Raw genomic sequence first — 25,318 nt, 5'->3', positions numbered from 1 at the left:
CGCGGGCGTGGCGCAGCAGCGGCGCTGGCTGCGGGCGGCGCGGAAGCCACCTCCGTCTGTGCCAGCGCGGGCAGGGCCAGGCCGCCGCCCAGGGCGGCCGCGGTCTTGAGGCAATCGCGTCGTGAAGTCATGGCGTGGGGCCACTCATGAAACGGGTCAGGGATTCGAGGTCCTGCGGGCTGCAGTCGGCGCAGAGTCCGCCGGCAGGCATGCCGCCCTTGCCGGACTGCACGCTTTGTACCAGTGCGGGCAGGCCGCGCTCCAGGCGGGAAGCCCAGCTGAGCGCATGGTGGCTCAGCGGGGCGCCGCTGTCGGGTCGCGCATGGCACAGCACGCAGGCCTGCTCGTAGCGCTGGGCCAGGCGGGCGTCGGCGGGGCGGGCCCGTTCGGCGCGCTCGACATCGGCGGGGCCAGGCGGCTGGGGCGCCTGCCCGCAGGCGGTCAGCAGGGCCGGGGCCAGCAGCGCCAGGCCGTGGGGCCAGGTCTTGCCCATCAGTAGCTCACCCGCGCTTCCAGGGCCAGGCTGCGGGGCCGGGCGAGGGTGGCGTAGGCGGCGCCCAGGGGCGCGGCCTCGTACCAGACGCGCTGGATCTCGCGCCGGTCCAGCAGGTTGCGGCCGACCAGGGCCAGACCCCAGCGGGCGTCGGCCGATTCCCAGGCCAGGCGGCCGTCCAGGCGCTGCCGGCTGCCGCCCACGCGCCAGCCCTGGCCCTGCAGGCACAGGCCCTGCACATAGGACTCCTCGCTGCAGCGCGTAGCACTCTGATGGCTCCACTGCAGGCGCAGGCTGGCCAGGCCTCCGGCCGCGCTCCAGCCGTGCTCGAAGCCGGCGCTGGCCTGCAGCTTGGGCGCCCCGGCGGGCTGGCCGTCCAGCGCATGGCCCAGGCTGCTCCGGCCGTGGCGGTAGGTCTGATCCAGCCACTGCACATTGGCGAAGAGCTGCCAGCTGCGGGCGGGCTGCCAGCGCAGGTCCAGGTCGGCGCCGTGGGCCTGCTGGTCGCTGATCGTGACCTGGTAGGCGGGAATGCCGCCGCCGGCGTTGGGCACCAGCTGCAGGGTCTGGAGGTTGTCGAAGCGGTACTGGAACAGCGAGGCCGCATAGCTCAGGCCCGCGTCCGCCCACCGGCCCTTGGCGCCCAGCTCGATGTTGCGCACATGCTCGGGCTCGTAGACCGAATTGACTTGCAGGCTGTTGAAGCCGCCGGCCTGGTAGCCCTTGCTCCAGGATCCGTAGACCATCAGGTCCTGGCTCAGGCGGTGATCCAGCACCAGGCGCGGGCTGGCGTCATGCCAGCGCTGGCGGCGCTCCACCGGGGCGGTGCTGGCGCCGCTGGTGGCGATCAGCACATTGCCCGCCATGGCGCCCTGCAGCTGCGCGGCCTGTTCCTCGCTCAGGGCGCCGGCCGCGACCAGGCCGGGGAAGAAGCCGGCGGCGTCCAGCGCCGCCAGCTGTGCATCCAGCCCCGGGGCGCTGCGCAGCGGGTTGGACCAGCTGAAGGTCTTGCGGTCCTGCGTCAGGCGCAGACCCGTGGTGAGGCGGGTGGCGGGGCTGAGCGTCCAGATCAGGTCGCCATAGACGGCCACGGCGCGGAAGGCGCCGCGGTTGTCCATCTGCTCGTGCCAGGCCTGCTCGCGCAGGTTCAGGCCGGGGATGCCCACGGCGTCGATCAGGCCGTTGACCGTGCTGAACAGCGGCAGGCCCAGCACATTGCCGGAGAGGGTGTCCAGGGCGGTGGTGCTGCTGTCCACGTCCGCGCCCTGGCGGGCCTGCTCGCGGTGGAAGCTCAGGCCGGCCATCCAGTCCACGAGGCTGTTCTTGCCGCTGAGGCGGAACTCCTGCTGCCAGCTGGTGTTGCCCTCGCGGTTGGTGGTGGCCAGGTAGAGGGCGGGGTTGGCGGTGCCGTCGTTGTCCTGGCGGTTGCGGCTGTTGAAGTGGCGCCAGGCGGTGAGCGACTGCAGCTCCGCGCCCGCCAGCCAGCCGCCCAGGGGCCAGCTCAGGCGCAGGGTGGCGCCCTGGTAGTCGCGGGATTCGCCCTGGTCGGCGACGTCGTTGCGCCAGGGCGTGGTGAGCGGGTTGGCATAGCTCGCCGGGTCGGCAGGAAAGGGCGGCACGCCCGATTGCAGCGGGACCAGGCCGATGGCCGGACGCGCGTTCTGCTTCAGCGTCTCCTGCTCCAGGCTCAGCACCGCGCGGGCCGACTCGCCCTGCCACAGCAGGCTGGCGCGCAGGCCCCAGCTGTGGTCGCCACCAAAGCGCTGGCCCGTGCCGGCGTCCTGCGTGAAGCCGTCGCTGCGCTGGCTGACCAGGGTGGCGCGCAGCGCGAGGTCGGCGTTGAGCGGCTCGTTCACCAGCAGCTGCACATCGCGCTGGCCGCGCTCGCCCAGGCGCAGCAGGGCGCTGCCCTTGCGCTCGAACTCGGGCTCGTTCGTGACGATGCTGATGGCCCCGCCCGCGCTGTTGCGGCCGAAGAGCGTGCCCTGCGGCCCCTTGAGCACCTCGATGCGCTTGACGTCGTTGAAGTTGAGCAGGGCACCGCCGGTCTTGCCGGCATAGACGCCGTCCACGTACATCCCCACCGGCGAATCGGTGCCGATGCCGAAGTCCAGCGTGCCGATGCCGCGCAGGCTGAGGCTGGGCTGGGTGGCCTGGGTGGCATCCATGGCAAGACCTGGCACCGTGGCGGCAAGATCACCCAGGTTTGCCGCGCCGCTCTTCTTCAGCTGCTCGGCCCCCAGCACCTGGATGGGGATGGGCACGCTCTGCAGCTGCTGCACCCGCCCCTGGCCGGAGACCACCACCGCCTCCAGCTTGGCCTTCTCCGCGCTCTCGGCCGGCTCGGCGGCCTGCGCGCCTGCGTGCTCGGCAGCCAAGGCGACGATGGCCAGGCTCAGGGCGTGGGGAAGCAGGGTCTGGCGCCGCTGAAGGCGCTGGTGGCGGGGGGGCATGGGCGGTCTCCTGGTGGCCGGGATGGCTCTTGAATGTAGCGATCACTATATTTAATGAGAGGATCTTCCGTTCTGGGGCAAATGCGCATGGATGCGCAGCGGCAGGGCTGCGCGCTGTCTCGATTTGGATCAAACCGGCGGTAGCTTTCGACCGATTTGTTGAGTTGTATTGCTGGATACCCCCAAAAGTGGGAGGCGCGTGCGAACAGCGGCTGGAAGAATTTGCCGCTTTGCGACGCAGCCCTGAAGGGCGGCGCGTCCCTATCGAATTCAAAGACGGTGCCAACTGACATAAGAGCTGCCGTCAAAACGAGGAAATGCTGGATATGAGTTCCACAGGGGGGGAAGTTCCGCCGCCGCATGCCCGCCTTCAAGCGTTGGCCATCATCGCCCGCCTGCACCAGGTGCCTGCGGAGCCCCAGGCCCTGCGCCATCAGCTAGGCCTGGGCGAGCACCAGGCGGTCTCCACGCAGGACATGCTCCTGGCCGCCAAGCACCTGGGCCTGAGCGCCAAGCTGAGCCGCAGCAGCCCCGAGCGCCTGGGCCTGGTGCCGCTGCCGGCTCTGGCTCTGATGAAGGACGGCCGCGTGGTGGTGCTGGCCCAGACGGACGGCCAACGGGTGCTGTTCATGGACCCGGCGCAAGGCGCCGCTGGTGCGGGCGTTGAAGCCGGCGCCCGCCCCACCATCGAGCCGCTGGCCGACTTCGCCGCCGCCTGGTCCGGCGAGCTCATCCTCATCAGCAGCCGCGCGAGCCTCGCCGGGGCGCTGGCCAAGTTCGACTTCTCCTGGTTCATCCCCAGCATCGTCAAGCACCGGCGGCTGCTGGGCGAGGTGCTGCTGGTGTCGCTCTTCCTGCAGCTCTTCGCGCTGGTGAGCCCGCTGTTCTTCCAGGTGGTGATGGACAAGGTGCTGGTGCACAAGGGCCTCTCGACGCTGGACGTGCTGGTGATCGGCCTGGTGGTGATCATGCTGTTCGAGAGCACGCTCACCGTGCTGCGCAGCTATGTGTTCAGCCACACCACGAGCCGCATCGACGTGGAGCTGGGTGCGCGGCTGTTCCGCCACCTGATGCACCTGCCACTTGCTTACTTCCAGGCCCGCCGCGTGGGGGACTCGGTGGCGCGGGTGCGCGAGCTGGAGAACATCCGCCAGTTCCTCACCGGCAATGCGCTGACCCTGCTGCTGGACGTGCTGTTCTCGGTGATCTTCATCGCGATGATGCTGGCCTACAGCGGCACGCTGACCTTGATCGTGCTGCTCTCGCTGCCGCTGTATGCCGCGGTGAGCCTGGTGGTGGTGCCGGTGCTGCGCGCGCGGCTCAACGAGAAGTTCGCCCGCAGCGCGGAGAACCAGAGCCTGCTGGTGGAGACCATCACGGGCATCCAGACGGTCAAGGCCAGCGCCCTGGAGCCGCAGATGGCGCGGCGCTGGGACGAGCAGCTGGCGGCCTACGTGGCGGCGAGCTTCCGCACGCAGACGCTCGCCCAGTACGCCAACGAGGCCGTGAACCTCATCGGCAAGCTGGTCAACGCCGCCACGCTGTGGTGGGGCGCGCACCTGGTGATGGACGGGCAGCTGACCCTGGGCATGTTCATCGCCTTCAATATGTTCGCCGGCCGCGTGGCGCAACCCATCATGCGCCTGGCCAATATGTGGACGGAGTTCCAGCAGACCGGCCTCTCCATGGCCCGCCTGGGCGACATCCTCAACACCCGCACCGAACTCCCGGCGCACAGCGCGAGCCCGCTGCCGCGCCTGCAGGGGCGCGTGGCGCTGGAGCGCGTCACGTTCCGCTACCGGCCCGACGCGCCGCCGGTGCTACAGGAGCTGAGCCTGGAGGTGAAGCCGGGCGAGGTGATCGGCATCGTGGGTCGCAGCGGCTCGGGCAAGAGCACGCTGACCAAGCTGATCCAGCGCCTGTACGTGCCCGAGGCCGGCCGCGTGCTGGTGGACGGGCAGGACATCGCCCTGATCGACGCCGCGCAGCTGCGCCGCCAGGTGGGCGTGGTGCTGCAGGACAACATGCTCTTCAACCGCAGCGTGCGCGAGAACATCGCCATTGCCGACCCCGCCGCGCCGCTGGAACTGGTGATGCGCGCGACCCAGCTGGCCGGGGCGCACGAGTTCATCAGCGAGCTGCCCGAGGGCTATGACACGGTGGTGGGCGAGCAGGGCGCGGGGCTCTCGGGCGGGCAGCGCCAGCGCATCGCCATCGCGCGGGCGCTCTTTGCGCAGCCTCGCATCCTGATCTTTGACGAGGCCACCAGCGCGCTGGACTACGAGAGCGAGGCCATCATCCAGCACAACATGCGCCAGATCTGCCAGGGGCGCACGGTCTTCATCATCGCCCACCGCCTGAGCGCGGTGCGCCACGCCGACCGCATCATCGCGATGGAGCGCGGCCGCATCGTGGAGATGGGCTCGCATGAGCAGCTGCTGCAGCGCCCCCAAGGGCTCTATGCGCATCTGTGGCGCATGCAGGCGCAGGGCGGCGTGGATGCCGAGGAGGCGCCCGTCGTGGAGCAGCCGCATCCCTTGCAAACGGCAGGGAGGATGGCATGAGCACGACACCGGAGACCACCGTGAACGCTGCAGCGCCCGCCCAGGCCAACAACACCCCACGCCACCCCGTACGCGAACTGCTCGCCCGCTACGCCGCCATCTTCCGCGCCGCCTGGGCCATGCGTGAGGAGCTGGCCGGCCCCAAACGCCTGGCTGACGAGCGCGCCTTCCTGCCCGCCGCGATGGCCCTGCAGGAGACGCCCCCGCACCCCGCGCCGCGCCGTGCGGCCTGGGTGCTGTGCGGGCTCTTCCTCATCGCCCTGCTGTGGGCCTGCCTGGGCCAGCTGGACATCGTGGCCGTGGCCCAGGGCCGCATCATCGTCAGCCAGCGCAGCAAGACCCTGCAGCCCCTGGAGACCAGCGTGGTCAAGGCCATCCATGTGCAGGACGGCGCCAAGGTGCAGGCCGGGCAGCTGCTGATCGAGCTGGACGCCACGCTCACCGCGGCCGATGCCAGCCGCGTGGCCCAGGAGCGTGCGGCGGCCTGGTCCGAGAAGCTGCGGGCGCAGGCCGTGCTGCAGGCGCTGGGCGGCGGGCCGCTGCCAGCCCTGAACGCCGTCCCCGAGCTGAGTGCCGACGAGATCGCCGCCGCGCGCACCCAGCTGCGCAGCGACTGGTCGGACATCGCCGCCAAGCAGGCGCGGCTGCAGGCCGAGCTCGCGCGCCGCCAGGCCGAGATCCGCACCGCCGAGCAGACCGTGGCCAAGCTGCAGACCACGCTGCCCCTGGCCCAGGCCCGGGAGAAGGACTACCAGCAGCTCTCCACCCAGGGCTTCATGTCCAGCCACGCGGGGCAGGACCGCACGCGCGAGCGCATCGAGCTGGAGCGGGACCTGGCCACCGCGCAGGCCCGGCTGCAGGAGGCGCAAGCCGCGCTGAAGGAGAGCGAGCACGGCCGGCTGAGCTTCACGGCCGAGACCGAGCGCAGCTGGCGCGACCGCCTGGCGCAGGCTGACCTCAAGACCCGCGAGCTGGGCGAGGAAGCCGTCAAGGCCCAGAAGCGCGATGCCTTGACGCGGCTCACTGCGCCCGTGGCGGGCACCGTGCAGCAGCTGGCCGTGCACACGCCCGGTGGCGTGGTGACGCCTGCGCAGGTGCTGCTGGTGCTGGTGCCGGACGACTCGGAAGTGACCGCCGAAGTCGTGCTGGAGAACAAGGACGTGGGCTTTGTGCGCGAAGGCCAGGTGGCCGAGATCAAGCTCGAGACCTTCCCCTACACCCGCTACGGCACGGTGGAGGCGCAGGTGCGGCACATCAGCGCCGATGCGGTCAACGACGAGAAGCGCGGCGCCATCTTCCCCGCCACGCTGGTCCTGAAGCGCCATCAGTTGGACGTGGACGGCAAGACCATCAAGCTGGCTCCGGGCATGAACCTGACGGCCGAGATCAAGACGGGGAAGCGGCGGGTGATCGACTACCTGCTCAGCCCGCTGCAGCAGCATGTGCAGGAGAGCCTGGGGGAGCGCTGAGCGCGAACCCGCCTGCCTTCGCCATCACCCCTCACCTGGCCAGCCAGTCTGGCCCTCTCAATTGCTGGACGCATGCGCATCCTGCTCATCCACCAGAACTTCCCCGGCCAGTTCCGCCACGTGGCGGCGGAGTGGGCCCGCCGGCCCGGCTGGCAGGTCATCGGCATCGGGCGGGACACCGCGCCGGGCCTGCCGGGCGTGCCGGGCCTGCGCCTGATCCGCTACAAGCCCCATCGCGGCGTGCACCGCGAGCAGCACCATTACCTGCGCCGCATGGAAGACGCCGTGCTGCACGGCCAGGCCGTGGCCCGCGTGCTGCTGCAGCTCAAGAAGGAGGGCTTCACGCCCGACGTGATCCTGGCCCACCCCGGCTGGGGCGAGACGCTCTACGCCAAGGACGTCTTCCCCCACACCCGCCTCGTGCACTACTGCGAGTGGTTCTACAACACCCCGCCGCTGGACGGCCTGGACCAGCTCGACCGCGCCACCTGGCCCTATGCCGACGTGGGCTACGACCCCGAGTTCCCCGTCACCTTCGATGACCTCGCCCGCATCCGCAGCTGGAACGCCCTGCACCTGCTGAACCTGCAGAACTGCGATGCCGGCATCAGCCCCACCCACTGGCAGAAGGCCCAGCATCCCGCGGCCTATCTGGACAAGATCACGGTGGCGCACGAGGGTATCGATACCGAGAACCTGGGCCCGGACCCCAACGCCGTCATCAAGACCCCCAGCGGCGAGATCCTCCGGGCCAACGACCCCGACAAGCCCGTCATCACCTACGTCGCCCGCAACCTGGAGCCCTACCGAGGCTTCCACACCTTCATGCGGGCGCTGCCGGCGGTGCAGCGGGAGCACAAGAACGCGCATGTGGTGATCGTGGGTGGGGATGAGGTCAGCTATGGCGCGAGGCCCAAGGACGCCAAGAACTGGCGCGAAAAGATGCTCGCCGAGGTGGGGAGCCAGCTGGACCCGACGCGCACGCACTTCGTCGGGAAAGTGCCTTATGCGGACTACAAGCGGGTGCTGCAGGTGTCTGCAGCGCATGTGTATTTGACGTACCCGTTTGTGCTGAGCTGGTCGTGCTTGGAGGCTATGGCGACGGGGTGCTTTGTGGTGGGCTCGGATACGGCGCCGGTGAGGGAGGTGCTGGTTGAGGGGCAGCGTAGCGTAAAAGTCGAAACACTGCAGTCAAAGGCGGTTGGGGGCGGAGTTTTGCTTGCGCTGAGCTTGGGCGAAGGCGGTTCAAGTTGCGAATTTTTCAATGCAGCATCGATTGATAATAAAAATGGAGTATTTCAAAGGGCAGCCTACATTGCTGGGATGACAAATGCTGTCTTCGGTGTTGTAGGTATTTGATATTGATGGGGTGATGAATGGATGTAAAGGTTAAAAATACTGGCGGTAGATGGCGCAATTGTTGGATTGTTCTGCAAATCCTGGCGCTGGTCTCGTTGTGCGCTGACAAGCGCTATCTCACTTGGGGTGCATGGATCGAAAGCTATTATCCTCTTCTTGAAAAAATAGGGAGCCTGCCCCAGGTCCTGGACGCAGTTTACGCGTATTTCATGCTTGCCCCGTTATTTGTGTGTGGATTGCTGTGGTATCTGACAAGAGGAGTTGTCTTGGGTGACTTGATTGAATCAAACTACAGAGGTGGTGTGGTTGGAAAGTTTGACTACTTACTCAAGCATTTGTTTTTTGTTTTTCCTGTAAGTGTATTTTTGGGATGGGCCTTGTGGTTTGGTCTCGGGGTCCGGGAGCGTCTGGGACTCGTGGGTAAGGGTTGGCTTGTGCAAATGATTTACATAAATGAGTATGTATTCGTTGTGCTGGCTCCGTTGATTGTCTTGTTGGCTGCAGCTTGCATTATGAATTGGCTTGCGGTGGTGGCAATGTTGAATAAGTGGATTTTTGCGAGGAGGAAATGATGAGTTCAAACTATATGGGTGGCAACGTTGGTAACTCGGGTTCGGCCCAATGGAGCATCTCTCCAGCTATGTTTGGTATTTCCAAAGAAGAATGGGATGGTCTAGAGAAGGGCGCTGCAACATACGCTAGTGCTCTTTCCGAAGCTTCAAAAAACTATTTGGAGTGGGTGAGGGGGCAGGCCGACTTTGCAAGCATTAGTGCGGCGGAGAAGTACAATAAGTTTGTTTCTGAGCTGGCGCCAAAACTGAATCAGGCTGCTTCGGCCGCATGACCTGCCCGACTTCTCCGAGACACTGATTCCAAGAGAAGATGGCTCCATCAAGGCCAAGACCAGCACCATGGGCACCGCCGGCAATGACAGCCTGGTGGGCTACAACGGCGGGGCCAACACGATCTATGCACAGGCCGGCGACGACAAGGTGCAGGGCGGCGACCAGAACGACGTGCTGGACGGTGGTGTCGGCAAGGACACGCTAACCGGCAGCTATGGTCACGACACGCTCCACGGCGGGGACGGGATGGACGCGCTGTATGGTGAGGATGGCGATGACGTCCTGACCGGCGGCGCCGGCAACGACACCCTCGATGGCGGCAATGGCAAGGACACCTTCGTCTTCGCCTCCGGCTTCGGTCAGGACGTGCTCAACGAGAACGATGCCAGCGCCGGCCGCTGGGACGTGGTGAAGTTCACCGATTTGGCCAGCACGGATCTGCAGAGCGTCGAGCGCGTTGGCGTCAACCTGGTGATCACGTTCAAGACGGGCGACAGCCTGAGCCTGAGCAACTTCTACTACAGCGATGCGTGGTGGCAGGCCAAGATCAACCAGATCCAGTTCTCGGATGGCGTGAACTGGGACCAGGCGGCGATCAAGGCCAAGACGGTGACGCAAGGCACCTCGGGCAACGACAGCATCCAGGGCTATGCCGGCGGTCAGAACACCACCTACGGCAAGGAAGGCAATGACACCCTGTTTGGTGGCGACTGGGCCGATGTGCTGGACGGCGGCTCGGGCAACGACATCCTGGGCGGCGGTTTCGGTGGCGACACACTGACCGGTGGCGATGGTGCCGATGCGCTGTACGGAGACGACGCCAATGACGTCCTGACCGGTGGCGCTGGCAACGACACGCTGGACGGTGGTTTTGGCAGCGACACCTTCGTGTTCGCCTCCGGCTTCGGTCAAGACGTGCTGAACGAAAACGATGGCAGTGGCGGCCGCTGGGACGTGGTGAAGTTCACCGACCTGGCCAGCACGGACCTGAAGAGTTTCGAGCGCGTCGGGGCCCATCTCGTGATCACCTTCAAGTCGGGTGACAGCCTCAGTCTGAGCAACTACTACAACAGCGATACGTGGTGGCAGGCTCGGATCAACCAGATCCAGTTTGCCGACGGCGTGAACTGGGACCAGACCGCGATCCGTGCCAAGACGGTGGCGCTGGTCGCGGGCGGCTCCGGTGACGACACGCTCAAGGCCCTGGCCGGCTATGCCAACCGCATGCTCGGCGACGCGGGCAATGACTCGCTCACAGGCGACAGCGGCCAGGACACGCTGAACGGCGGCCTGGGCAACGACCTGCTGACCGGCGGTGCCGGCGCTGACACCTATGTCTTCGACAGGGGTTATGGCAGCGACCGCATCGTGGAGAACGATGCCACGGCCGGGGTCAAGGACGTGGTCCAGCTGGGCGCAGGCCTGTCGGCCGCCGACCTGAGCTTCACCCGCAATGGCAACCACCTCGTGGCTTCGGTCAATGGCACGGCAGACAGCCTGACCCTGCAGGACTGGTACCTCAACGCGGCCAACCAGGTCGAGGAGTTCCGCTTTGCCAACGGCGACGTGCTGACCCACACCCAGGTCCAGGCGCTGGTGACGGCCATGGCAGGCTTCTCCAGTGGACCGGCCATGCACTTCGAGGGGGATAGGCCTGCGTTGCATCAGCTGCCGCAGCTGGGGGTCCCGTCCATGGCGTGATGTCCTTGACCCGGCCGCTGCCCGGCGGCCGGGCTTGCAGTACGTCCCGGCCGCAGCCGGTTTGAAATGGCCCCTCGCGGGCCATTCCCATTTTTTTGGCGCTGGCGCCCGTGCTCGCTCGCATAGACTCCCTCCATATGCCCGCTTCCCGCCCCGCCCCGCCCGACCTCGAAGTGAAGAAGGCCCCCACCCAGGCCCGGGCGGTGGAGACCTACGAGCGCATCCTTGCGGCCTGTGCGGAGCTGCTGGGCGAGGTGGGCATCGAGCGGCTGTCGACCAACCTGGTCTGCCAGCGGGCGGGCATCTCGCCGCCGGCGCTGTACCAGTACTTCCCGAACAAGTACGCCATCCTCCACGAGCTGGGCACGCGGCTGATGCAGGTGCAGAACGAGCTGCTGATGCCCTGGGCGGTGCCGGCCACCTTCCAGCTGCCGGAGCCGGACTTCGCGGCCAGTGTGGCGGAGCTCTTCCTCAAGACCCTGGCCCTGACCGAGCGCATGCCGGCCGGTGTCTGGGTGACTCGGGCGCTGCGGGCCGTGCCCTCGCTGCAGTCGGTTCGCAACCTCTCGCACGACCAGGTGACGGACCTGCTGCTGCTGCCCTTCATGAGCGCCCATCCCGGCGCCGATGCGGCACGGGCCAAGCTGACCATACGCCTGGCTATCGATGCCCTGTACGCCGCCCAGGAGCTGCTGTTCGACGACCCGAGCCTGGACGCTGAGGCCGTCGCCGCCACCATGTCGGAGATGGTGGCGGCCCAGCTCTGCCGGCTGCGGAGCTGAAGCCGCGGGCGCCTGAAGGCGCAAATGCCTGACGCCGTGCTGTCTTGCCCAGTCCGGGTGCTGGCATTTGGGTGCTTTGCGCCACTTCATGAGACCATGCCCGTCGAGTCATGACCCGACCGGTGGGAGGCTTCAGGCAATGACGGGATGGTTCAGGCGTGCGCTCGGGGCATCGCCGGTGCAGGCACGCCATGCAGGGCTGGTCTGCCTGGCCTACCTGGCCTTTGCCCTGCTGTGGATCTTCTTCTCGGACCGTGCGCTGGAGCTGCTGGTCGATGCGCCGCAACGTCTCGCCGCCGCCACGGCCAAGGGCTTCTTCTTCGTCCTCGTGACGGCGGCCCTGCTGTACCTGGGCCTGCGCACCGTACCGATGATTTCCGCGCAGGAGCAGAAGACCTCCTGGGCGACCCTGGCCGTCGCGCAGTCCACGGCGCTGTGGTATCTGCTCGCCCTGGTGCTGAGCCTCTCTGCCATGGCCGTGTACCTGGCCCTGGGTTCGGTGCTGGAGGGGCGGCTGCTGGTGGGCCTCTTCATGCTGCCGGTGATGCTCAGCGCCATGCTGGGCGGCCTGGGACCGGGGCTCTTCGGGACCCTCATTTCCCTGCTGGCAGCGCTGCTGGCCCTGTGGAAGCTGCGCGGTGGCTGGGCCCAGCTGGAGGCGCTGGATGGGCTGCAGCTGATGTTCCTGCTGGGCAACAGCCTGGCGGTGAGCCTCCTGGCCGGCCGCCTGCGGGCCAGTCTGCAGGGCATGGCGGCCAACCGCCAGCTGCTGGCCGCGGTGGTGGACGGCACTACCGACGCCGTCTTCGTGAAGGACGCCCAGGGCCGCTACCTGATGGTCAACGAGGCCGCGGCGGGCTTCGTGGGCCTGCCCCGCGACGCTATCCTGGGGCGCACGGATGCCGACATCTTCCCCGCCGAGTCCGCCGGCGTGATCCGAGCCCGGGACGAGGCGGTCATGGCCGAGGGCGTGACCAGCAGCCACGAGGAGTCCCTGCACACGCAGGCGGGCCAGGCCCTGGTCTTCCATGTGACCAAGGGCCCCTGGCGCGACGAGAACGGCGAGATCCGCGGCCTGTTCGGCATCTCGCGCGACGTGAGCCGCGAGACCCGGCGCGAGCTGGCCCTCAGCGAGGCGGTGGCCGCGATGCGGGAGGCCCAGTCCCTGGCGCGCGTGGGCGACTGGTCCTGGGAGCTGCTCACGAACGAGCTCCACTGGTCGGCCGAGATCTACCGCCTGCATGGCCGCGATCCCGCTCTCGGTCCCGCGCGGGTCCCCGAGCTGTCCCGCTACTACACGCCCGCGGGCTGGGCCGCCATCGAGTCCGCCGTGAAGCTGGCCCTGAAGAGAGGCGTGCCCTACGAGGTCGATGCCGAGGTCCTGCGCGAGGACGGCAGCCGCACCTGGATCACCGCGCGCGGGCGTGCCCAGCGCGGCCCGGATGGTCGGGTCCATCGCCTGGTGGGCACGGCCCAGGACATCGGTGAACGCAAGCGCGCCGAGCTGGCCCTGGCCCTGCGCGAGGCCCAGCTCAGCCGCGTGCTGGAGGGCTCGGACCTGGGCTATTGGGACTGGAACGTGCAGACCAACGAATTCCAGGTCAGCGCGCGCTGGGAAACCATGCTGGGCTATGAGCCGGGCGAGATGACGGTCACCGTGGACCAATGGCCGGCGATAGTGCATCCGGACGACTTCCCGCAGGTGATGGCCTCCGTGCAGCAGCACCTGGCCGGCGAGACGCCTGCCCACGAGATGGAGATGCGCTGCCGAACCAAGGAGGGCGAGTGGCGCTGGATCCGCACCTCGGGCCGCGTGGTCAGCCGCGACGCGGAGGGCCGTCCGCTGATGATGTCCGGCACGCACACCGACATCACCGAGCGCAAGCGGCTGGAGCTGGCGCTGCGCGAGGCCGCCATGGTCTTCGACAGCAGCCTGGAGGGCATCATGATGGTGGACCCCCAGATGCGCATCACCAAGGTCAACGCCGCCTTCTGCCACATCACCGGCTACGCGGCGCAGGAGGTTTTGGGGAAGAGCCCCAAGGTGCTGTCCTCCGGGCGCCAGGGGCCCGAGTTCTACCGCGAGATGTGGCGCACCCTCTCCGCGCACGACGTCTGGCGCGGCGAGATCTGGAACCGGCGCCGCAATGGCGAGATCTATGCCGAGCTGCTGACCCTCTCCTGCGTGCGCGACGCCAAGGGCGTGGTGCAGCACTACATCGGCGTGTTCTCCGACATCAGCCAGATCAAGAGCCACGAGGCCGAGCTGCACCGCATCGCCCACTACGACCCGCTCACCGGCGTGCCCAATCGGCGCCTGCTGGTCGATCGCCTGCACCAGGCCCTGGCCCGCGCTGCGCGCAGCGAGAGCAGCCTGGCCGTCTGCTTCCTGGACCTGGATGGCTTCAAGTTCGTCAATGACGCCCATGGCCATGCGGTGGGCGACCGGCTGCTGATCGAGGTGACGCAGCGCATGAACGAGGTGCTGCGCGCCGAGGACACCCTGGCCCGGCTGGGGGGCGACGAGTTCGTGGTGCTGCTCACCGACATCAGCAGCGAGCGGGGCTGCACCCTGGTCCTGGAACGCCTGCTGCAGGTGGTGCAGCAACCCATATGCATCGAGGGCCTGGAGCTGCGGGTGACGGTGAGCATTGGTGTGAGTCTCTACCCGCATGACAACGCCGATGCTGACACCCTCATGCGCCATGCCGACCAGGCCATGTACCTGGCCAAGGAGGCCGGCAAGAACCGCTACCAGCTCTTCGATCCGGTCAGCGACCGCCGCGCGCAGTCGCACCGCGAGTTCCTGCAGCGCCTGCAGAAGGCCCTGGAGGCCCGGGAGTTCGTGCTGCACTACCAGCCCAAGGTGGACCTGGTGGACGGCCGCCTGCAGGGCGTCGAGGCCCTGATCCGCTGGAACTGCCCGGGCCGCGGCCTCGTGCAGCCGGGCGAGTTCCTGCCCCAGCTGCAATCCAGCCGCCTGGAGCTGGCGCTGGGCGAGTGGGTGATTGAGGAGGCCCTCAGCCAGGCCCAGCGCTGGCGCGAGCAGGGCCTGGACCTGCGGGTGAGCGTCAACATCAGCCCCGCCCATCTGCAGCAACCCGACTTCCACGACAAACTGGAGCAAGCCCTGCGCCGCCATCCGGGACAAGTACCTCGGCAGTTCGAGTTGGAGGTGCTGGAGACCGCGCAGATCGAGGACATGGACGCGGCCGTTGCCATCCTGAAGCGCTGCGGCGAGCTGGGCGTTCGCTTCGCGCTGGACGATTTCGGCACGGGCTATTCCTCACTCACCTACCTGCGCAAGCTGCCGGTGCAGACCCTCAAGATCGACCAGAGCTTTGTGCGCGGCATGCTGGGCAATGCCGATGACATGGGCATCGTGGAGGGTGTGATCCGCATGGCCCGGGCCTTCCGCATGGACGTGGTGGCCGAGGGCGTGGAAACCCTGGAGCACGGTCGCATCCTGCTGCAGCAGGGTTGCCGGCTGATGCAGGGCTATGGCATCGGGCGGCCTATGCCGGCGCAGGCGCTGGCAGCCTGGCTGCTCAACTGGCAGATCGAGTCGCCCTGGCTGGCGCTGCAGGCGCTGACTTCCCGCAGTGAGGTCGATGACCCGGTAGCATGAGCGTCGGTGATGAGACCGACTGTGACGCGCGAGGTACGAGCTTGAAGAAATGGGTCTTGGGCGGCTTCGCCTTGCTGGTGCTGCTGGCCCTGGCGATCGCGGCGGGGCTTTGGTGGCTGCACGGCAATCTGGACCGCTTGGTGCACCGGGCCATCGTGGAACAGGGCAGCGCCCTGATCGGCGCGCCCATCCAGCTGCAGGGCGTTCACATCGATCCCCGCAGCGGTGCGGGCGAGCTGCGTGGCCTGCTCATCGGCAATCCGCCCGGCTTCAAGACGCCGCACCTGCTGAAGGTCCAGCGGGTGCGCGTGCAGGTGGACATCAGCACGCTCACGCAGCCGGTTGTGGTGATCAACACGGTAGAGATCGAGGCACCGGACGTGATCTACGAGAAGGGCGCCACCCAGACCAATATCGAGGCGCTGCAGACCCATCTGGCGCGCCAGCTGCAGAGTGGGGAGCCGGCGCCTTCGGGCTCGGGAACGGCGCCGAAGAAATTCATCGTGGAGCGTTTCCAGCTGCTGCAGCCCCAGGCCCAGGCCAGCGCGGCCTTTATGCAGGGCCGCACGGTGAGCCTCAAGCTCCCGGAGATGGACCTGCGCGACCTCGGCCGTGCCGAGGGCGGGCTCAGCGGCGGCGAGCTGGGCGCCCAGGTGGCCCGTGCCCTGCAGCAGCGGCTCAAGGCTTCCTTCTTCTTTGACCGCGCCCTGCAGTCCACCGGCGAGACCGCCCGCCAGGCCGGCGAGGCCCTGGGCAATCTTTTCAAGAAGCGCTGAGCGCCGGCAGACGCAGCGGGGTCAGGTCTTGCCGAACAGGCCCTGGTGCTGCGCGCGCAGCAGGTTCTTCTGCACCTTGCCCATGGCATTGCGCGGCAGCCCGGCCTGCACGAAGACCGCCTTGGGCACCTTGAAGTTGGCGATGCGGGCCTTCAGCGCTGCGATCAGGGCCTGCGGCTCGGGCGCCTGGCCGGGGCGCGGCACCACGACCGCGATCACGCCCTCGCCGAAATCGGGGTGCGGAACGCCCACCACCGCCGACTCCAACACGCCGGGCAGCTCGTTGAGAAAGCCCTCCACTTCGGCCGGGTAGACGTTGAAGCCGCCGGTGATGATGAGGTCCTTGCTGCGACCCACGATGCGCACATAGCCGGCTTCGTCCTGCTGGCCTACGTCGCCGGTCTTGAACCAGCCATCGGCGGTGAACTCCTCGGCCGTTTTTTCGGGCATGCGCCAGTAGCCGGCGAAGACGTTGGGGCCGCGCACCTGGATGTGGCCGATCTGGTCCGCCGGGCATGGCTGGCCAGCGTCGTCCACGATGCGCAGGCCCACGCCGGGCAGGGCCGGCCCCACGGTGCCGCCGATGCGCTCGCCGCCTTCGTAGGGGTTGGAGGTCAGCATGACGGTCTCGCTCATGCCGTAGCGCTCCAGGATGGTGTGGCCGGTGCGGGCCTGCCAGTCGCGGAAAGTCTCGATCAGCAGGGGGGCCGAACCGCTGATGAAGAGCCGCATGTGCGCACAGGCCTCGCGCGTGAGCATGGCCTCGTCCAGCATGCGCACGTACAGCGTGGGAACGCCCATGAAGACGGTGGCGTCCGGCAGGCGCTGGATCACCGCGCGGGGCTCGAAGCGGCTGAACCAGATCATCTTGCTGCCGTTGAGCAGGGCGCCGTGCGAGGCCACGAAGAGGCCGTGCACATGGAAGATGGGCAGGGCGTGGATCAGCACGTCCCCCGAGCGCCAGCCCCAGGCGAGCTGCAGCACGCGGGCATTGGAGAGCAGGTTGCCATGGCTCAGCATGGCACCCTTGCTGCGTCCCGTGGTGCCGCTGGTGTAGAGGATGGCGGCCAGCTCGCCGGGCTGCTTCAGAGCGGGCGTGTGCACATCGCTCATCTGCGAGGCGCGGTCCAGCAGCGTGCCCGTGCGGTCCTCGTTGAGCGTGAAAACCCGCTGCGTGCCGGCCAGGAAGGCCAGCTTGGACACCCAGCCGAAATGCCGCCCTGCGCACACCACCACGGCCGGTTCTGCGTTGCCGATGAAGTACTCGAGTTCGGCGGCCTGGTAGGCGGTGTTCAGCGGCAGGTAGACGTGGCCGGCGCGCAGCACGGCCAGGTAGAGCATCAGGGCCTCGACGCTTTTCTCGGTCTGCACGGCGATGCGGCTGGCCGGCGGCAGGTCCAGCGAGTCCAGCAGATTGGCCATCATGGCCGTGCCGCGCTCCAGGTCCCGCCAGCTGTAGCGCAGGGCCTCGCCGTCGGCGCATTCGATGGCGCAGGCGTCGAGGTCCGCGGGGAAGGCGGCGCGCAGGGCGCAGAAGAGGTTGGCGTTGTCCGAGGGGGCGGCGGTGGCGGTGCTCATGGGGCGGCATTGTGCAATGCAGGCCCGACACCCGCCTTGAGCCGGCTCCGGCGACCCCCGCCCTGCCGGGTAAACCCCGTGCACGCCGGGCCGTGCAAGCGCCGGCCCCGGCGCTACAGTCCCTCGCTGTTCCCGCTGCAGCAGTACCGCGCCCGATGAACCTGCCCCTCCTGCCCCAAGACGCCGACGGCGTGCTGCGCCTTGCGGCGCAGTCCATGTTCGAGGTCTTTGCCCAGGCGGTGGAGGGCATGATGGTGGTGGACCGCCAGCACCGCATCGTCTGGATCTCCGACGGCTACAAGCGCTTCCTGCCGGCTCTGGGCTTCGGCGACGAGGCCGAGTTCGTGGGCCGCCGCGTCGAGGAGGTGGTCCCCAACACCCTCATGGCCCAGGTGGTGGACCAGGGGCAGCCCATGCTGGTGGATCTGCTGACCAACAAGGCCGGTACCTTCCTGGTCAGCCGTCTGCCACTGCGGAACGAGGCCGGCGAGGTGATCGGCGCGGTGGGCATGGTCCTGCTTGACCATCCCGAGACCACCATGCAGCCGCTGATCGCCAAGTTCAGCCGCCTGCAGCAGGAGCTGGACGACACCCGCCGCCAGCTGGCCGCCGAGCAGGTGAAGAACCGCCGGCCCAAGTACAGCATCGCCAGCTTCGTGGGCAGCAGCGCGCCCGCCCTGGAGATCAAGCGCCAGGCGCGCCGCGCGGCCTTGTCAGACGCCACCGTGCTGCTGCTGGGCGAGACCGGCACCGGCAAGGAGCTGCTGGCCCACGCCATCCACACGGCCTCGCCGCGCGCCGCCAGGCCGCTGGTGAGCCTCAACATCGCCGCCGTGCCCGAGACCCTGCTGGAGGCCGAGTTCTTCGGCGTGGCGCCGGGCGCCTACACCGGTGCCGATCGCAAGGGCCGCGAGGGCAAGTTCAAGCTGGCCGACGGCGGCACCCTGTTCCTGGACGAGATCGGCGACATGCCCCTCCCACTGCAGAGCAAGCTGCTGCGCGTGCTGCAGGAGCAGGAACTGGAGCCTCTGGGCAGCAATACCGTGATTCGCGTCGATGTGCGCGTGATCGCCGCCACCAGCCGCGACCTGCCGGCCATGGTGGCGCGTGGCGAGTTCCGTGCGGACCTCTTCTACCGTCTCAACGTACTGCCCCTGCGCGTGCCGCCCCTGCGCGAGCGCCTGGACGACATCGAGGCCCTGGCCGAGGCCCTGCTGGAGGACATCGTCCGGCGCGCCGGCATGGCCTCGCGCAGCCTGGCACCCGATGCCCTGGAGCTGCTGATGCGGCAGGACTGGCCCGGCAACATTCGAGAGCTGCGCAATGTGCTGGAGCAGGCCTGCCTGATGGGCGACGAGATGCTGCTGCAGTCCGCGCAGCTGGCGCCCTATCTCAAGCATGTGGCCGGGGCTGCGACCCACGGCATGGCCGCCCCGGCAGGCGATCGCCCGGTGGCTGCGCTGCTGGCCGAGTCCCGCCCCGACGATCCGCGCCTGCTGCGCCCCCTGGCCGAGCAGATCGCCGAACTGGAGCGCGCGGCCCTGCGCGCCGCCCTTCGCGCGACCGGCGGGAACAAGCTGGCGGCCGCCAAGCTGCTGCGCATGTCCCGTGCGTCGCTGTACGACAAGCTGCCGATGCTCGGGGATGCTTGAGGAGCCTCAGCGCGCCGGCCGTGCGGTGGCGCGCGCTTCCCACTCGACGCGGCTGATCTCGTAGCGGCGCATGTCCATGTCGTAGGCGCGGCTCAGCCCCACGTCCCGCATGCCCAGCCGCTCCATCACGCGCCAGGAGTTCTCGTTGTCCGGGTGGCAGACGGACACGAGCAGCTCGATGGGCTGGGTGCGGAAGGCGAAGTCGCCCATGGCGTGGGCGGCCTCGCTGGCCAGGCCGCGTCCCCAGCGGTCCTGGCGCAGCCGCCAGCCGATCTCCAGCGGCTCGCCCACGATGCGGCCCAGGTGCTGGATGCAGCCGGCGCCGACGAGCTCGCCGCTCTCTTGCTCGATGAAGCTCCACCAGGAGAAGCCGTGCTCGGCCCAGCGGGCCTGCACGCGCTCGATGACGGCGTCGGTCTCCTCCTGGGTCTCGGGGCGGCCATTGAGGTAGCGCTGCACCACTGGGTCGCTGTTAAGGCGGTTCAGGCCCAGACGGTGGGCGGGGACCATGGGTTCCAGGCGAAGTCGTGGGGTGTCGAGGATGCTCATGGGGCGACTCTAGTGAAGCCAGACGGCGAGGCCAAAGGGCATGGGGCTGATCATGCGTCGGGCTTCCACGCCATGTCCCGGACGGCGCGGGCCAGTTCGTCGGGCTTGAAGTCGCCCAGATTGCCCATGACGATGAGGGCCCGGCCCTGCTCGGGGAAGCGCTCGAAGCGGGCCGAGAAGCCTTCGCTCTGGCCCTCGTGCCAGACCTGCAGCCGGCCGGCCGGGTCGCGCTGGAAGTTCCAGCCCAGGCCGTAGGCGTGGCCTTGCTCGGTGGGCACGCCCTGGGCCCAGAGCTTCTCGAACACCCGCCGGTAGGCCTTGAACGCACCCCGGCCGTGCAAGGCACGCTCCCACTGGATCATGTCCCGCAGGCTCATCTCGATGCCGCCGCAGCCGGCCGCCATCCAGCTGCGCACACCCGGTGGCTGCTCTGCACTGATATCGATGACGCCGCCCGGGCGGCGCTGGTGGGGAGCTGCCATGCCCGCATAGCCGGGGGTGGGCGGCATCAAGCGGGCGCTCTTCATGCCCAGCGGCTCGAACAGCCTTTGCGCGAGCACCTGCTCGTAGGGGCGGCCGGCCAGTCGGCCGATGGCGCAGGCCAGCAGGTTGTAGCCTGTGTTGCTGTAATGGCAGCGCTGGCCTGGCGGGCTCAGCAAGGGCTGACGCCTGACGATGGGCAGCCACGCGGCCTCACCATAGGTGCGGGGAAACAGGGCCTGCACCTCGGGATCGCTGAAATCGACGTTCTTGGGCAGGCCGGCGGTGTGCTGCATCAGCTGCTGAAGGGTGATGGCCTGCCAGCTCTCAGGCAGGTCCTCGATGAGATCGGCCAGGCGTTGGTTCAAGCGCAGCTGCCCATCCTCCACCATCAGCTGCGCGGCGCAGCACAGCAGGGGCTTGGAGAGGGAGCAGATGTCGAAGCGGGTGTCCTGTGTGACGGGATGCTGCTGCGCGACGCTGGTCCGGCCCAGGCCGCGGGCGTAGAGGGGCTCGCCGTCCTGCAACAGGGCCAGGGCCAGGCCGGGCATCTGCTGGTCCTGCAGGTATTGACGGGCGTAGCGGTCCACCCGGGCCGGGGCCGCCTCGCCGCGCACCGTCGCACCGGCGCGGGCGCAGCCCAGCGTCAGGCCGCAGCCCAGGCTCGCAGCCAGGCTCCGGCGCAGGAACTGGCGTCGTTGCAGTGCCATGCTCATCATCCATCCTCCCGGTCCGGCGCCGGCTGTCTGCAGGGCAGACAGGGCTGACGTCGTGTTTGAAATTTGAACAGCCCTGTCCAGGATCCGGGCATGGCCGGGGGTGGCCTGGCGCTCCGGGCCCGCCTTGCGGGGGCTCAGCCGGGGCTGGCCGCGCGATCGTACGGGGCAGGGTCTTGCCGGGCAGGCGGGCTTCGCTCGGGGTTTACGCCAGTTTGGGCGGCCTGCGGCGCCGACAGGGCTGCCGCAGGCACGACCCTTGCACCATGATCGCCAGGTCCGGGCGCAGACCCCGGCCCGCATCACAACAGGAGACCTGTCATGTCCCTCATTCACCGCCGCTCGGCGGGCCTGGCCCTCGTCGGCGCCTGTGCCCTGCTGGCCCTGCCTGCGCAGGCCGCCGGCAACGAGATCCGCATCGCCCACGTCTACTCCAAGACCGGCCCGCTGGAGGCCTACGGCAAGCAGACGCAGACCGGCCTGATGATGGGCCTGGACTACGCCACCGGCGGCACCATGACGGTCAACGGGAAGAAGCTGGTGGTCATCGAGAAGGACGACCAGGGCAAGCCCGACGTGGGCAAGAGCCTGCTGGCCGCCGCCTATGGCGACGACAAGGCCGACATCGCCGTGGGTCCCTCGTCCAGCGGCGTGGCCCTGGCCCTGCTGCCGGTGGCTGAGGAGTACAAGAAGATCCTGCTGGTGGAGCCGGCCGTGGCCGATGCCATCACCGGCGAGAAGTGGAACAAGTACATCTTCCGCACCGGCCGCAACAGCTCGCAGGACGCCATCGCCAATGCCGTCGCCCTGGACAAGCCCGGCACCGTGATCGCCACCCTGGCCCAGGACTACGCCTTCGGTCGCGACGGCGTGAAGGCCTTCAAGGATGCGATCAAGAAGGCCAAGCTGGTGCACGAGGAATACCTGCCCACCAACACCACGGACTTCACCGCCGGCGCCCAGCGCCTGATCGACAAGCTCAAGGACCAGCCCGGCCGCAAGGTGATCTTCATCATCTGGGCCGGCGGCGGCAACCCGTTCAAGATCGCGGACCTGGACCTCAAGCGCTACGGCATCGAGATCGCCACCGGCGGCAACATCCTGCCCGCCATGGTGGCCTACAAGCAGTTCCCGGGCATGGAGGGCGCCAGCTACTACTACTTCGGCATGCCCAAGAACCCGGTCAACGAATGGCTGGTGTCCAACCACTACAAGCAGTTCAAGTCGCCGCCGGACTTCTTCACCGCGGGCGGCATGACGGCGGGCATCGCCCTCGTCGAGGCCCTCAAGAAGACGGGCGGTGACACCGGCACGAACAAGCTGATCAAGGCCATGGAAGGCATGAGCTTCGAGACGGCCAAGGGGCGCATGACCTTCCGGCCGGAAGACCACCAGGCGATGCAGTCCATGTACCACTTCAGGATCAAGGTGGACAAGGCGTTCGAGTGGGGCGTGCCGGAGCTGGTGCGGGAGATCAAGCCGGAAGAGATGGCCGTCCCCATCCGCAACCACCGCTAATCGCTCGGCTACTGCGCGAACGCTGGCCGTCGTTGCGGGTCCTCCCAAAGATCCTCACGACCCCCAAGGTCGCTCCGGTCTTTGGGACCCCCCGCGCCTAGTCCAGCGTCCGCTCGCTACGCCTCGGGCTCTGGAAGCTGGGATGGTGCTACTTCGTTTCTTTCTGGAACTGCTGTGCTTGAAACTCGGAATTTGACGATACGGTTCGGCGGGCATGTGGCCGTCGATCACGTCTCCTGCGCGTTCGCGCCGGGCTCGCTGACGGCCATCGTGGGGCCGAACGGGGCGGGCAAGACGACCTACTTCAACCTGATCTCTGGGCAGCTGCCGGCAAGTGAGGGTCAGGTCTTGCTCGATGGCGAGGACCTGAGCGCGCTGTCGGCGCCGCTGCGCACGCGCGAGGGGCTGGGGAGGGCCTTTCAGCTGACGCAGCTTTTCCCGCACCTGCCGGTGCTGGAGAACGTGCGGCTGGCGGTGCAGGCGCGCCAGGGCCTGGGGCTGAAGATGCTCTCGGTGTGGGTGAATCACAAGGCGCTGATCGAGGAGTCGATGGCGCTGCTGGAGCGGGTGCGGCTCTCGTCCAAGTCGGGTGCCCTGGCCGCCAGCCTGCCGCACGGGGACCAGCGCAAGCTGGAGGTGGCGGTGCTGATGGCGCTGCAGCCCAAGGTCTACATGTTCGATGAGCCAACGGCCGGCATGAGCGTGGACGAGGTGCCGGTGGTGCTGGACCTGATCCGCGAGCTCAAGCGGGAAGGGCGGCACACCATCCTGCTGGTGGAGCACAAGATGGACGTGGTGCGCGAGCTGGCAGACCGGGTGATCGTGCTGCACCAGGGCGCCCTGGTGGCTGACGGAAAGCCGGCGGAGGTCATGGCCCTGCCGGTGGTGCAGGAGGCCTACCTGGGGGTGGCTGCGGATGTGGTGACGGATGGCCCCGAGGAGGTCGTGGCATGAAACCCCTGCTCGAACTGCGCGGGGTGCAGACCCACATCGGCGCGTACCACATCCTGCATGGCGTGGACCTGGTCGTGCCCGAGGGCGAGCTGACCCTGCTGCTGGGCCGCAACGGCGCCGGCAAGACCACCACGCTGCGCAGCATCATGGGCCTGTGGCAGGCGAGCCAGGGTCAGGTCTTGCTGGACGGGCAGGCCATAGGCGGCCCCGGCGCACAGTTGGCCACGCCGGAGATTGCCCGCCACAGCATCGCCTACGTGCCCGAGAACATGGGCATCTTCGGCGCACTCAGCGTGGCGGAGAACCTGCTGCTGGCGGCCCGCGAGGCCCGCCGCATCGAGCAGCTGGACGCCGAGCGCCTGGACTGGCTCTTCGGCCTTTTCCCGGCGCTGAAGAAGTTCTGGCACTACCCGGCGGGCAAGCTCTCGGGCGGGCAGAAGCAGATGCTGGCCATCGCCCGTGCCCTGATCGAGCCGCGCCGCCTGCTGCTGATCGACGAGCCCTCCAAGGGCCTGGCCCCGGCCATCGTGCAGAACCTGATCGAGTCCCTGAAGGAGCTCAAGCGCAGTCGCACCACCGTGCTGCTGGTGGAGCAGAACTTCCACATGGCCCGCCAGCTGGGCGACAGCGTGGCGGTGATGGACGACGGCCGCGTGGTGCACGCCGGCCGCATGGCCGACCTGGCCGCCGACGAGGCCCTGCAGCAGCGGCTGCTGGGGCTGTCGCTGGCGGCGCATCAATGAGGAGGGGCTCATGAGCATCCCCATGACGACTTCCGGCGTGCCCGCCCGCGCGGCCGGCCTGCGTCTGAGCCTGGACTGGCAGCCGCTGGCGCTGCTGCTGGGCCTGATGGCCCTGGCCCTGCCGCTGATGGGCAGCGCCTCCAGCTGGGCCACCCTGACCCTGGCCGGCCTGGCCATGGGCCTGATCATCTTCATCATCGCCTCGGGCCTGACCCTGGTCTTCGGCCTGATGGACGTGCTGAACTTCGGCCACGGCGTGTTCATCGCCCTGGGCGCCTTCATGGCCACCACGGTGATGGGCGGCATGAGCGCCTGGACGGGCGAGGGCAGCAGCCTGGCCGCCAACCTCGTGGCCGTGGGCCTGGCCTGCCTGGCCGGCATGGCGGTGGCCGGCGCGGTGGGCCTGGTCTTCGAGCGGGTGCTGGTGCGGCCGGTGTACGGCATGCACCTCAAGCAGATCCTCATCACCATGGGCGGCATGATCATCGGCGAGGAATGCATCAAGCTGCTGTGGGGCGCGCAGCTGGTGCCCCTGCCCGTGCCCGAGGGCCTGCGCGGCTCGCTGCTGATGGGTGACGTGGCCATCGAGAAGTTCCGCCTGCTGGCCGTGGTGCTGGGCCTGGTGGTCTTCGCGAGCCTACTGTGGGTGCTCAACCGGACCAAGCTCGGCCTGCTGATCCGAGCCGGCGTGCAGGACCGCGAGATGGTGGAGAGCCTGGGCTACCGCATCCGCCGGCTCTTCGTGGCGGTCTTCGTCGCGGGATCGGCCCTCGCCGGTCTGGGCGGGGTGATGTGGGGGCTGTACCAGCAGGGCGTCACGCCTCAGATCGGGGCGCAGGTCAACACGCTCATCTTCATCGTCATCATCATCGGCGGCCTGGGCTCCACCCTGGGCTGCTTCGTGGGCGCGCTGGCGGTGGGGCTGATGGCCAACTACTGCGGCTTCCTGTTCCCGAAGGCGGCGCTGTTCTCCAACATCGGGCTCATGGTGGCCGTCCTGATGTGGCGGCCCCAGGGTCTCTATCCCGTGGGGGCACGATGACCCACCCCCTACGCGC

19 protein-coding genes are annotated in these 25,318 nt (G+C 68.3%); 14 read left to right on the top strand and 5 right to left on the bottom strand.

Annotation, left to right across the window (positions count from 1 at the left end; all coding sequences use genetic code 11):
• Positions 1-127 precede the first annotated feature (127 nt).
• Positions 128-493, bottom strand: coding sequence for a cytochrome c5 family protein (locus H5407_RS07940; RefSeq protein WP_183103902.1), 366 nt, complete (start codon positions 491-493; stop codon positions 128-130).
• Complete coding sequence (locus tag H5407_RS07935; RefSeq protein ID WP_183103901.1) at positions 493-2,946, bottom strand: TonB-dependent receptor; 2,454 nt, start codon at positions 2,944-2,946, stop codon at positions 493-495. Before H5407_RS07935 ends, H5407_RS07940 begins: the two co-directional genes overlap by 1 nt.
• A 326-nt stretch (positions 2,947-3,272) precedes the next feature.
• Between H5407_RS07935 and H5407_RS07930 the strand changes: the two genes are divergently transcribed.
• From H5407_RS07930 to H5407_RS07890, 9 genes are all read left to right on the top strand, one after another.
• On the top strand, positions 3,273-5,510 hold the full coding sequence (locus H5407_RS07930; RefSeq protein ID WP_183103900.1) for a type I secretion system permease/ATPase: 2,238 nt from the start codon (positions 3,273-3,275) through the stop codon (positions 5,508-5,510).
• Positions 5,507-6,979, top strand: coding sequence for an HlyD family type I secretion periplasmic adaptor subunit (locus tag H5407_RS07925; RefSeq protein WP_183103899.1), 1,473 nt, complete (start codon positions 5,507-5,509; stop codon positions 6,977-6,979). The genes H5407_RS07930 and H5407_RS07925 overlap by 4 nt, the downstream gene beginning before the upstream one ends.
• Positions 6,980-7,051: 72 nt before the next feature.
• On the top strand, positions 7,052-8,338 hold the full coding sequence (locus H5407_RS07920) for a glycosyltransferase family 4 protein (RefSeq protein ID WP_183103898.1): 1,287 nt from the start codon (positions 7,052-7,054) through the stop codon (positions 8,336-8,338).
• A 17-nt stretch (positions 8,339-8,355) separates the two neighbouring features.
• Positions 8,356-8,910 carry a hypothetical protein gene (locus H5407_RS07915; protein WP_183103897.1) on the top strand — a complete coding sequence of 185 codons (555 nt, stop codon included), beginning with the start codon at positions 8,356-8,358 and terminating at the stop codon, positions 8,908-8,910.
• A complete protein-coding gene (locus tag H5407_RS07910; RefSeq protein ID WP_183103896.1) occupies positions 8,910-9,182 on the top strand; it encodes a hypothetical protein in 273 nt (90 codons plus the stop codon). The genes H5407_RS07915 and H5407_RS07910 overlap by 1 nt, the downstream gene beginning before the upstream one ends.
• A gap of 67 nt (positions 9,183-9,249) precedes the next feature.
• Entirely contained in the window at positions 9,250-10,884 is a 1,635-nt protein-coding gene (locus H5407_RS07905) for a calcium-binding protein (protein ID WP_183103895.1), read from the top strand.
• 137 nt (positions 10,885-11,021) lie between these two features.
• Positions 11,022-11,666 (top strand): TetR/AcrR family transcriptional regulator, encoded by a 645-nt coding sequence (locus H5407_RS07900; protein ID WP_183103894.1) that lies wholly within the window; start codon positions 11,022-11,024, stop codon positions 11,664-11,666.
• A 139-nt stretch (positions 11,667-11,805) separates the two neighbouring features.
• Complete coding sequence (locus tag H5407_RS07895) at positions 11,806-15,294, top strand: EAL domain-containing protein (protein ID WP_183103893.1); 3,489 nt, start codon at positions 11,806-11,808, stop codon at positions 15,292-15,294.
• Positions 15,291-16,070 carry a hypothetical protein gene (locus H5407_RS07890; RefSeq protein ID WP_183103892.1) on the top strand — a complete coding sequence of 260 codons (780 nt, stop codon included), beginning with the start codon at positions 15,291-15,293 and terminating at the stop codon, positions 16,068-16,070. Before H5407_RS07895 ends, H5407_RS07890 begins: the two co-directional genes overlap by 4 nt.
• Before the next feature lie 21 nt (positions 16,071-16,091).
• On the opposite strand, the gene H5407_RS07885 is transcribed toward H5407_RS07890, so the two are convergent.
• Entirely contained in the window at positions 16,092-17,648 is a 1,557-nt protein-coding gene (locus tag H5407_RS07885) for a malonyl-CoA synthase (RefSeq protein WP_183103891.1), read from the bottom strand.
• A 155-nt stretch (positions 17,649-17,803) separates the two neighbouring features.
• Here H5407_RS07885 and H5407_RS07880 point away from each other — a divergent pair, with 155 nt between their 5' ends.
• Positions 17,804-19,300 (top strand): sigma-54-dependent Fis family transcriptional regulator, encoded by a 1,497-nt coding sequence (locus tag H5407_RS07880; protein WP_183103890.1) that lies wholly within the window; start codon positions 17,804-17,806, stop codon positions 19,298-19,300.
• A 6-nt stretch (positions 19,301-19,306) separates the two neighbouring features.
• On the opposite strand, the gene H5407_RS07875 is transcribed toward H5407_RS07880, so the two are convergent.
• Together H5407_RS07875 and H5407_RS07870 are read right to left on the bottom strand one after the other, a co-directional pair.
• A complete protein-coding gene (locus H5407_RS07875) occupies positions 19,307-19,849 on the bottom strand; it encodes a GNAT family N-acetyltransferase (RefSeq protein ID WP_183103889.1) in 543 nt (180 codons plus the stop codon).
• A gap of 50 nt (positions 19,850-19,899) precedes the next feature.
• A complete protein-coding gene (locus H5407_RS07870) occupies positions 19,900-21,039 on the bottom strand; it encodes a serine hydrolase (protein ID WP_183103888.1) in 1,140 nt (379 codons plus the stop codon).
• Between the two features lie 327 nt (positions 21,040-21,366).
• On the opposite strand from H5407_RS07870, the gene H5407_RS07865 reads away from it, so the two are divergent.
• The 4 genes from H5407_RS07865 (at position 21,367) to H5407_RS07850 (ending at position 25,302) form a co-directional block, all read left to right on the top strand.
• On the top strand, positions 21,367-22,563 hold the full coding sequence (locus H5407_RS07865; RefSeq protein WP_183103887.1) for a substrate-binding domain-containing protein: 1,197 nt from the start codon (positions 21,367-21,369) through the stop codon (positions 22,561-22,563).
• 174 nt (positions 22,564-22,737) lie between these two features.
• Positions 22,738-23,517, top strand: a complete 780-nt coding sequence (locus tag H5407_RS07860; protein WP_183103886.1) for an ABC transporter ATP-binding protein — start codon at positions 22,738-22,740, stop codon at positions 23,515-23,517.
• A complete protein-coding gene (locus tag H5407_RS07855; protein ID WP_183103885.1) occupies positions 23,514-24,260 on the top strand; it encodes an ABC transporter ATP-binding protein in 747 nt (248 codons plus the stop codon). Before H5407_RS07860 ends, H5407_RS07855 begins: the two co-directional genes overlap by 4 nt.
• 106 nt (positions 24,261-24,366) lie before the next feature.
• A complete protein-coding gene (locus H5407_RS07850; protein WP_404935606.1) occupies positions 24,367-25,302 on the top strand; it encodes a branched-chain amino acid ABC transporter permease in 936 nt (311 codons plus the stop codon).
• Positions 25,303-25,318: the final 16 nt, after the last annotated feature.

Origin of the sequence: Mitsuaria sp. WAJ17 (assembly GCF_014174515.1) — a bacterium.
GTDB lineage: Bacteria > Pseudomonadota > Gammaproteobacteria > Burkholderiales > Burkholderiaceae_C > Roseateles_B.
This window is presented reverse-complemented; position numbering and strand designations above follow the sequence as displayed.

Coding starts and splice junctions, on each gene's coding strand:
- H5407_RS07880 (WP_183103890.1), top strand. CDS start 17,804: ATGAACCTGCCCCTCCTGCCCCAAGACGCCGACGGCGTGCTGCGCCTT.
- H5407_RS07900 (WP_183103894.1), top strand. CDS start 11,022: ATGCCCGCTTCCCGCCCCGCCCCGCCCGACCTCGAAGTGAAGAAGGCC.
- H5407_RS07895 (WP_183103893.1), top strand. CDS start 11,806: ATGACGGGATGGTTCAGGCGTGCGCTCGGGGCATCGCCGGTGCAGGCA.
- H5407_RS07870 (WP_183103888.1), bottom strand. CDS start 21,039: ATGGCACTGCAACGACGCCAGTTCCTGCGCCGGAGCCTGGCTGCGAGC.
- H5407_RS07875 (WP_183103889.1), bottom strand. CDS start 19,849: ATGAGCATCCTCGACACCCCACGACTTCGCCTGGAACCCATGGTCCCC.
- H5407_RS07850 (WP_404935606.1), top strand. CDS start 24,367: ATGGCCCTGGCCCTGCCGCTGATGGGCAGCGCCTCCAGCTGGGCCACC.
- H5407_RS07935 (WP_183103901.1), bottom strand. CDS start 2,946: ATGCCCCCCCGCCACCAGCGCCTTCAGCGGCGCCAGACCCTGCTTCCC.
- H5407_RS07890 (WP_183103892.1), top strand. CDS start 15,291: ATGAGCGTCGGTGATGAGACCGACTGTGACGCGCGAGGTACGAGCTTG.
- H5407_RS07910 (WP_183103896.1), top strand. CDS start 8,910: ATGAGTTCAAACTATATGGGTGGCAACGTTGGTAACTCGGGTTCGGCC.
- H5407_RS07940 (WP_183103902.1), bottom strand. CDS start 493: ATGGGCAAGACCTGGCCCCACGGCCTGGCGCTGCTGGCCCCGGCCCTG.
- H5407_RS07930 (WP_183103900.1), top strand. CDS start 3,273: ATGAGTTCCACAGGGGGGGAAGTTCCGCCGCCGCATGCCCGCCTTCAA.
- H5407_RS07865 (WP_183103887.1), top strand. CDS start 21,367: ATGTCCCTCATTCACCGCCGCTCGGCGGGCCTGGCCCTCGTCGGCGCC.
- H5407_RS07905 (WP_183103895.1), top strand. CDS start 9,250: ATGGGCACCGCCGGCAATGACAGCCTGGTGGGCTACAACGGCGGGGCC.
- H5407_RS07920 (WP_183103898.1), top strand. CDS start 7,052: ATGCGCATCCTGCTCATCCACCAGAACTTCCCCGGCCAGTTCCGCCAC.
- H5407_RS07885 (WP_183103891.1), bottom strand. CDS start 17,648: ATGAGCACCGCCACCGCCGCCCCCTCGGACAACGCCAACCTCTTCTGC.
- H5407_RS07925 (WP_183103899.1), top strand. CDS start 5,507: ATGAGCACGACACCGGAGACCACCGTGAACGCTGCAGCGCCCGCCCAG.
- H5407_RS07915 (WP_183103897.1), top strand. CDS start 8,356: ATGGATGTAAAGGTTAAAAATACTGGCGGTAGATGGCGCAATTGTTGG.
- H5407_RS07855 (WP_183103885.1), top strand. CDS start 23,514: ATGAAACCCCTGCTCGAACTGCGCGGGGTGCAGACCCACATCGGCGCG.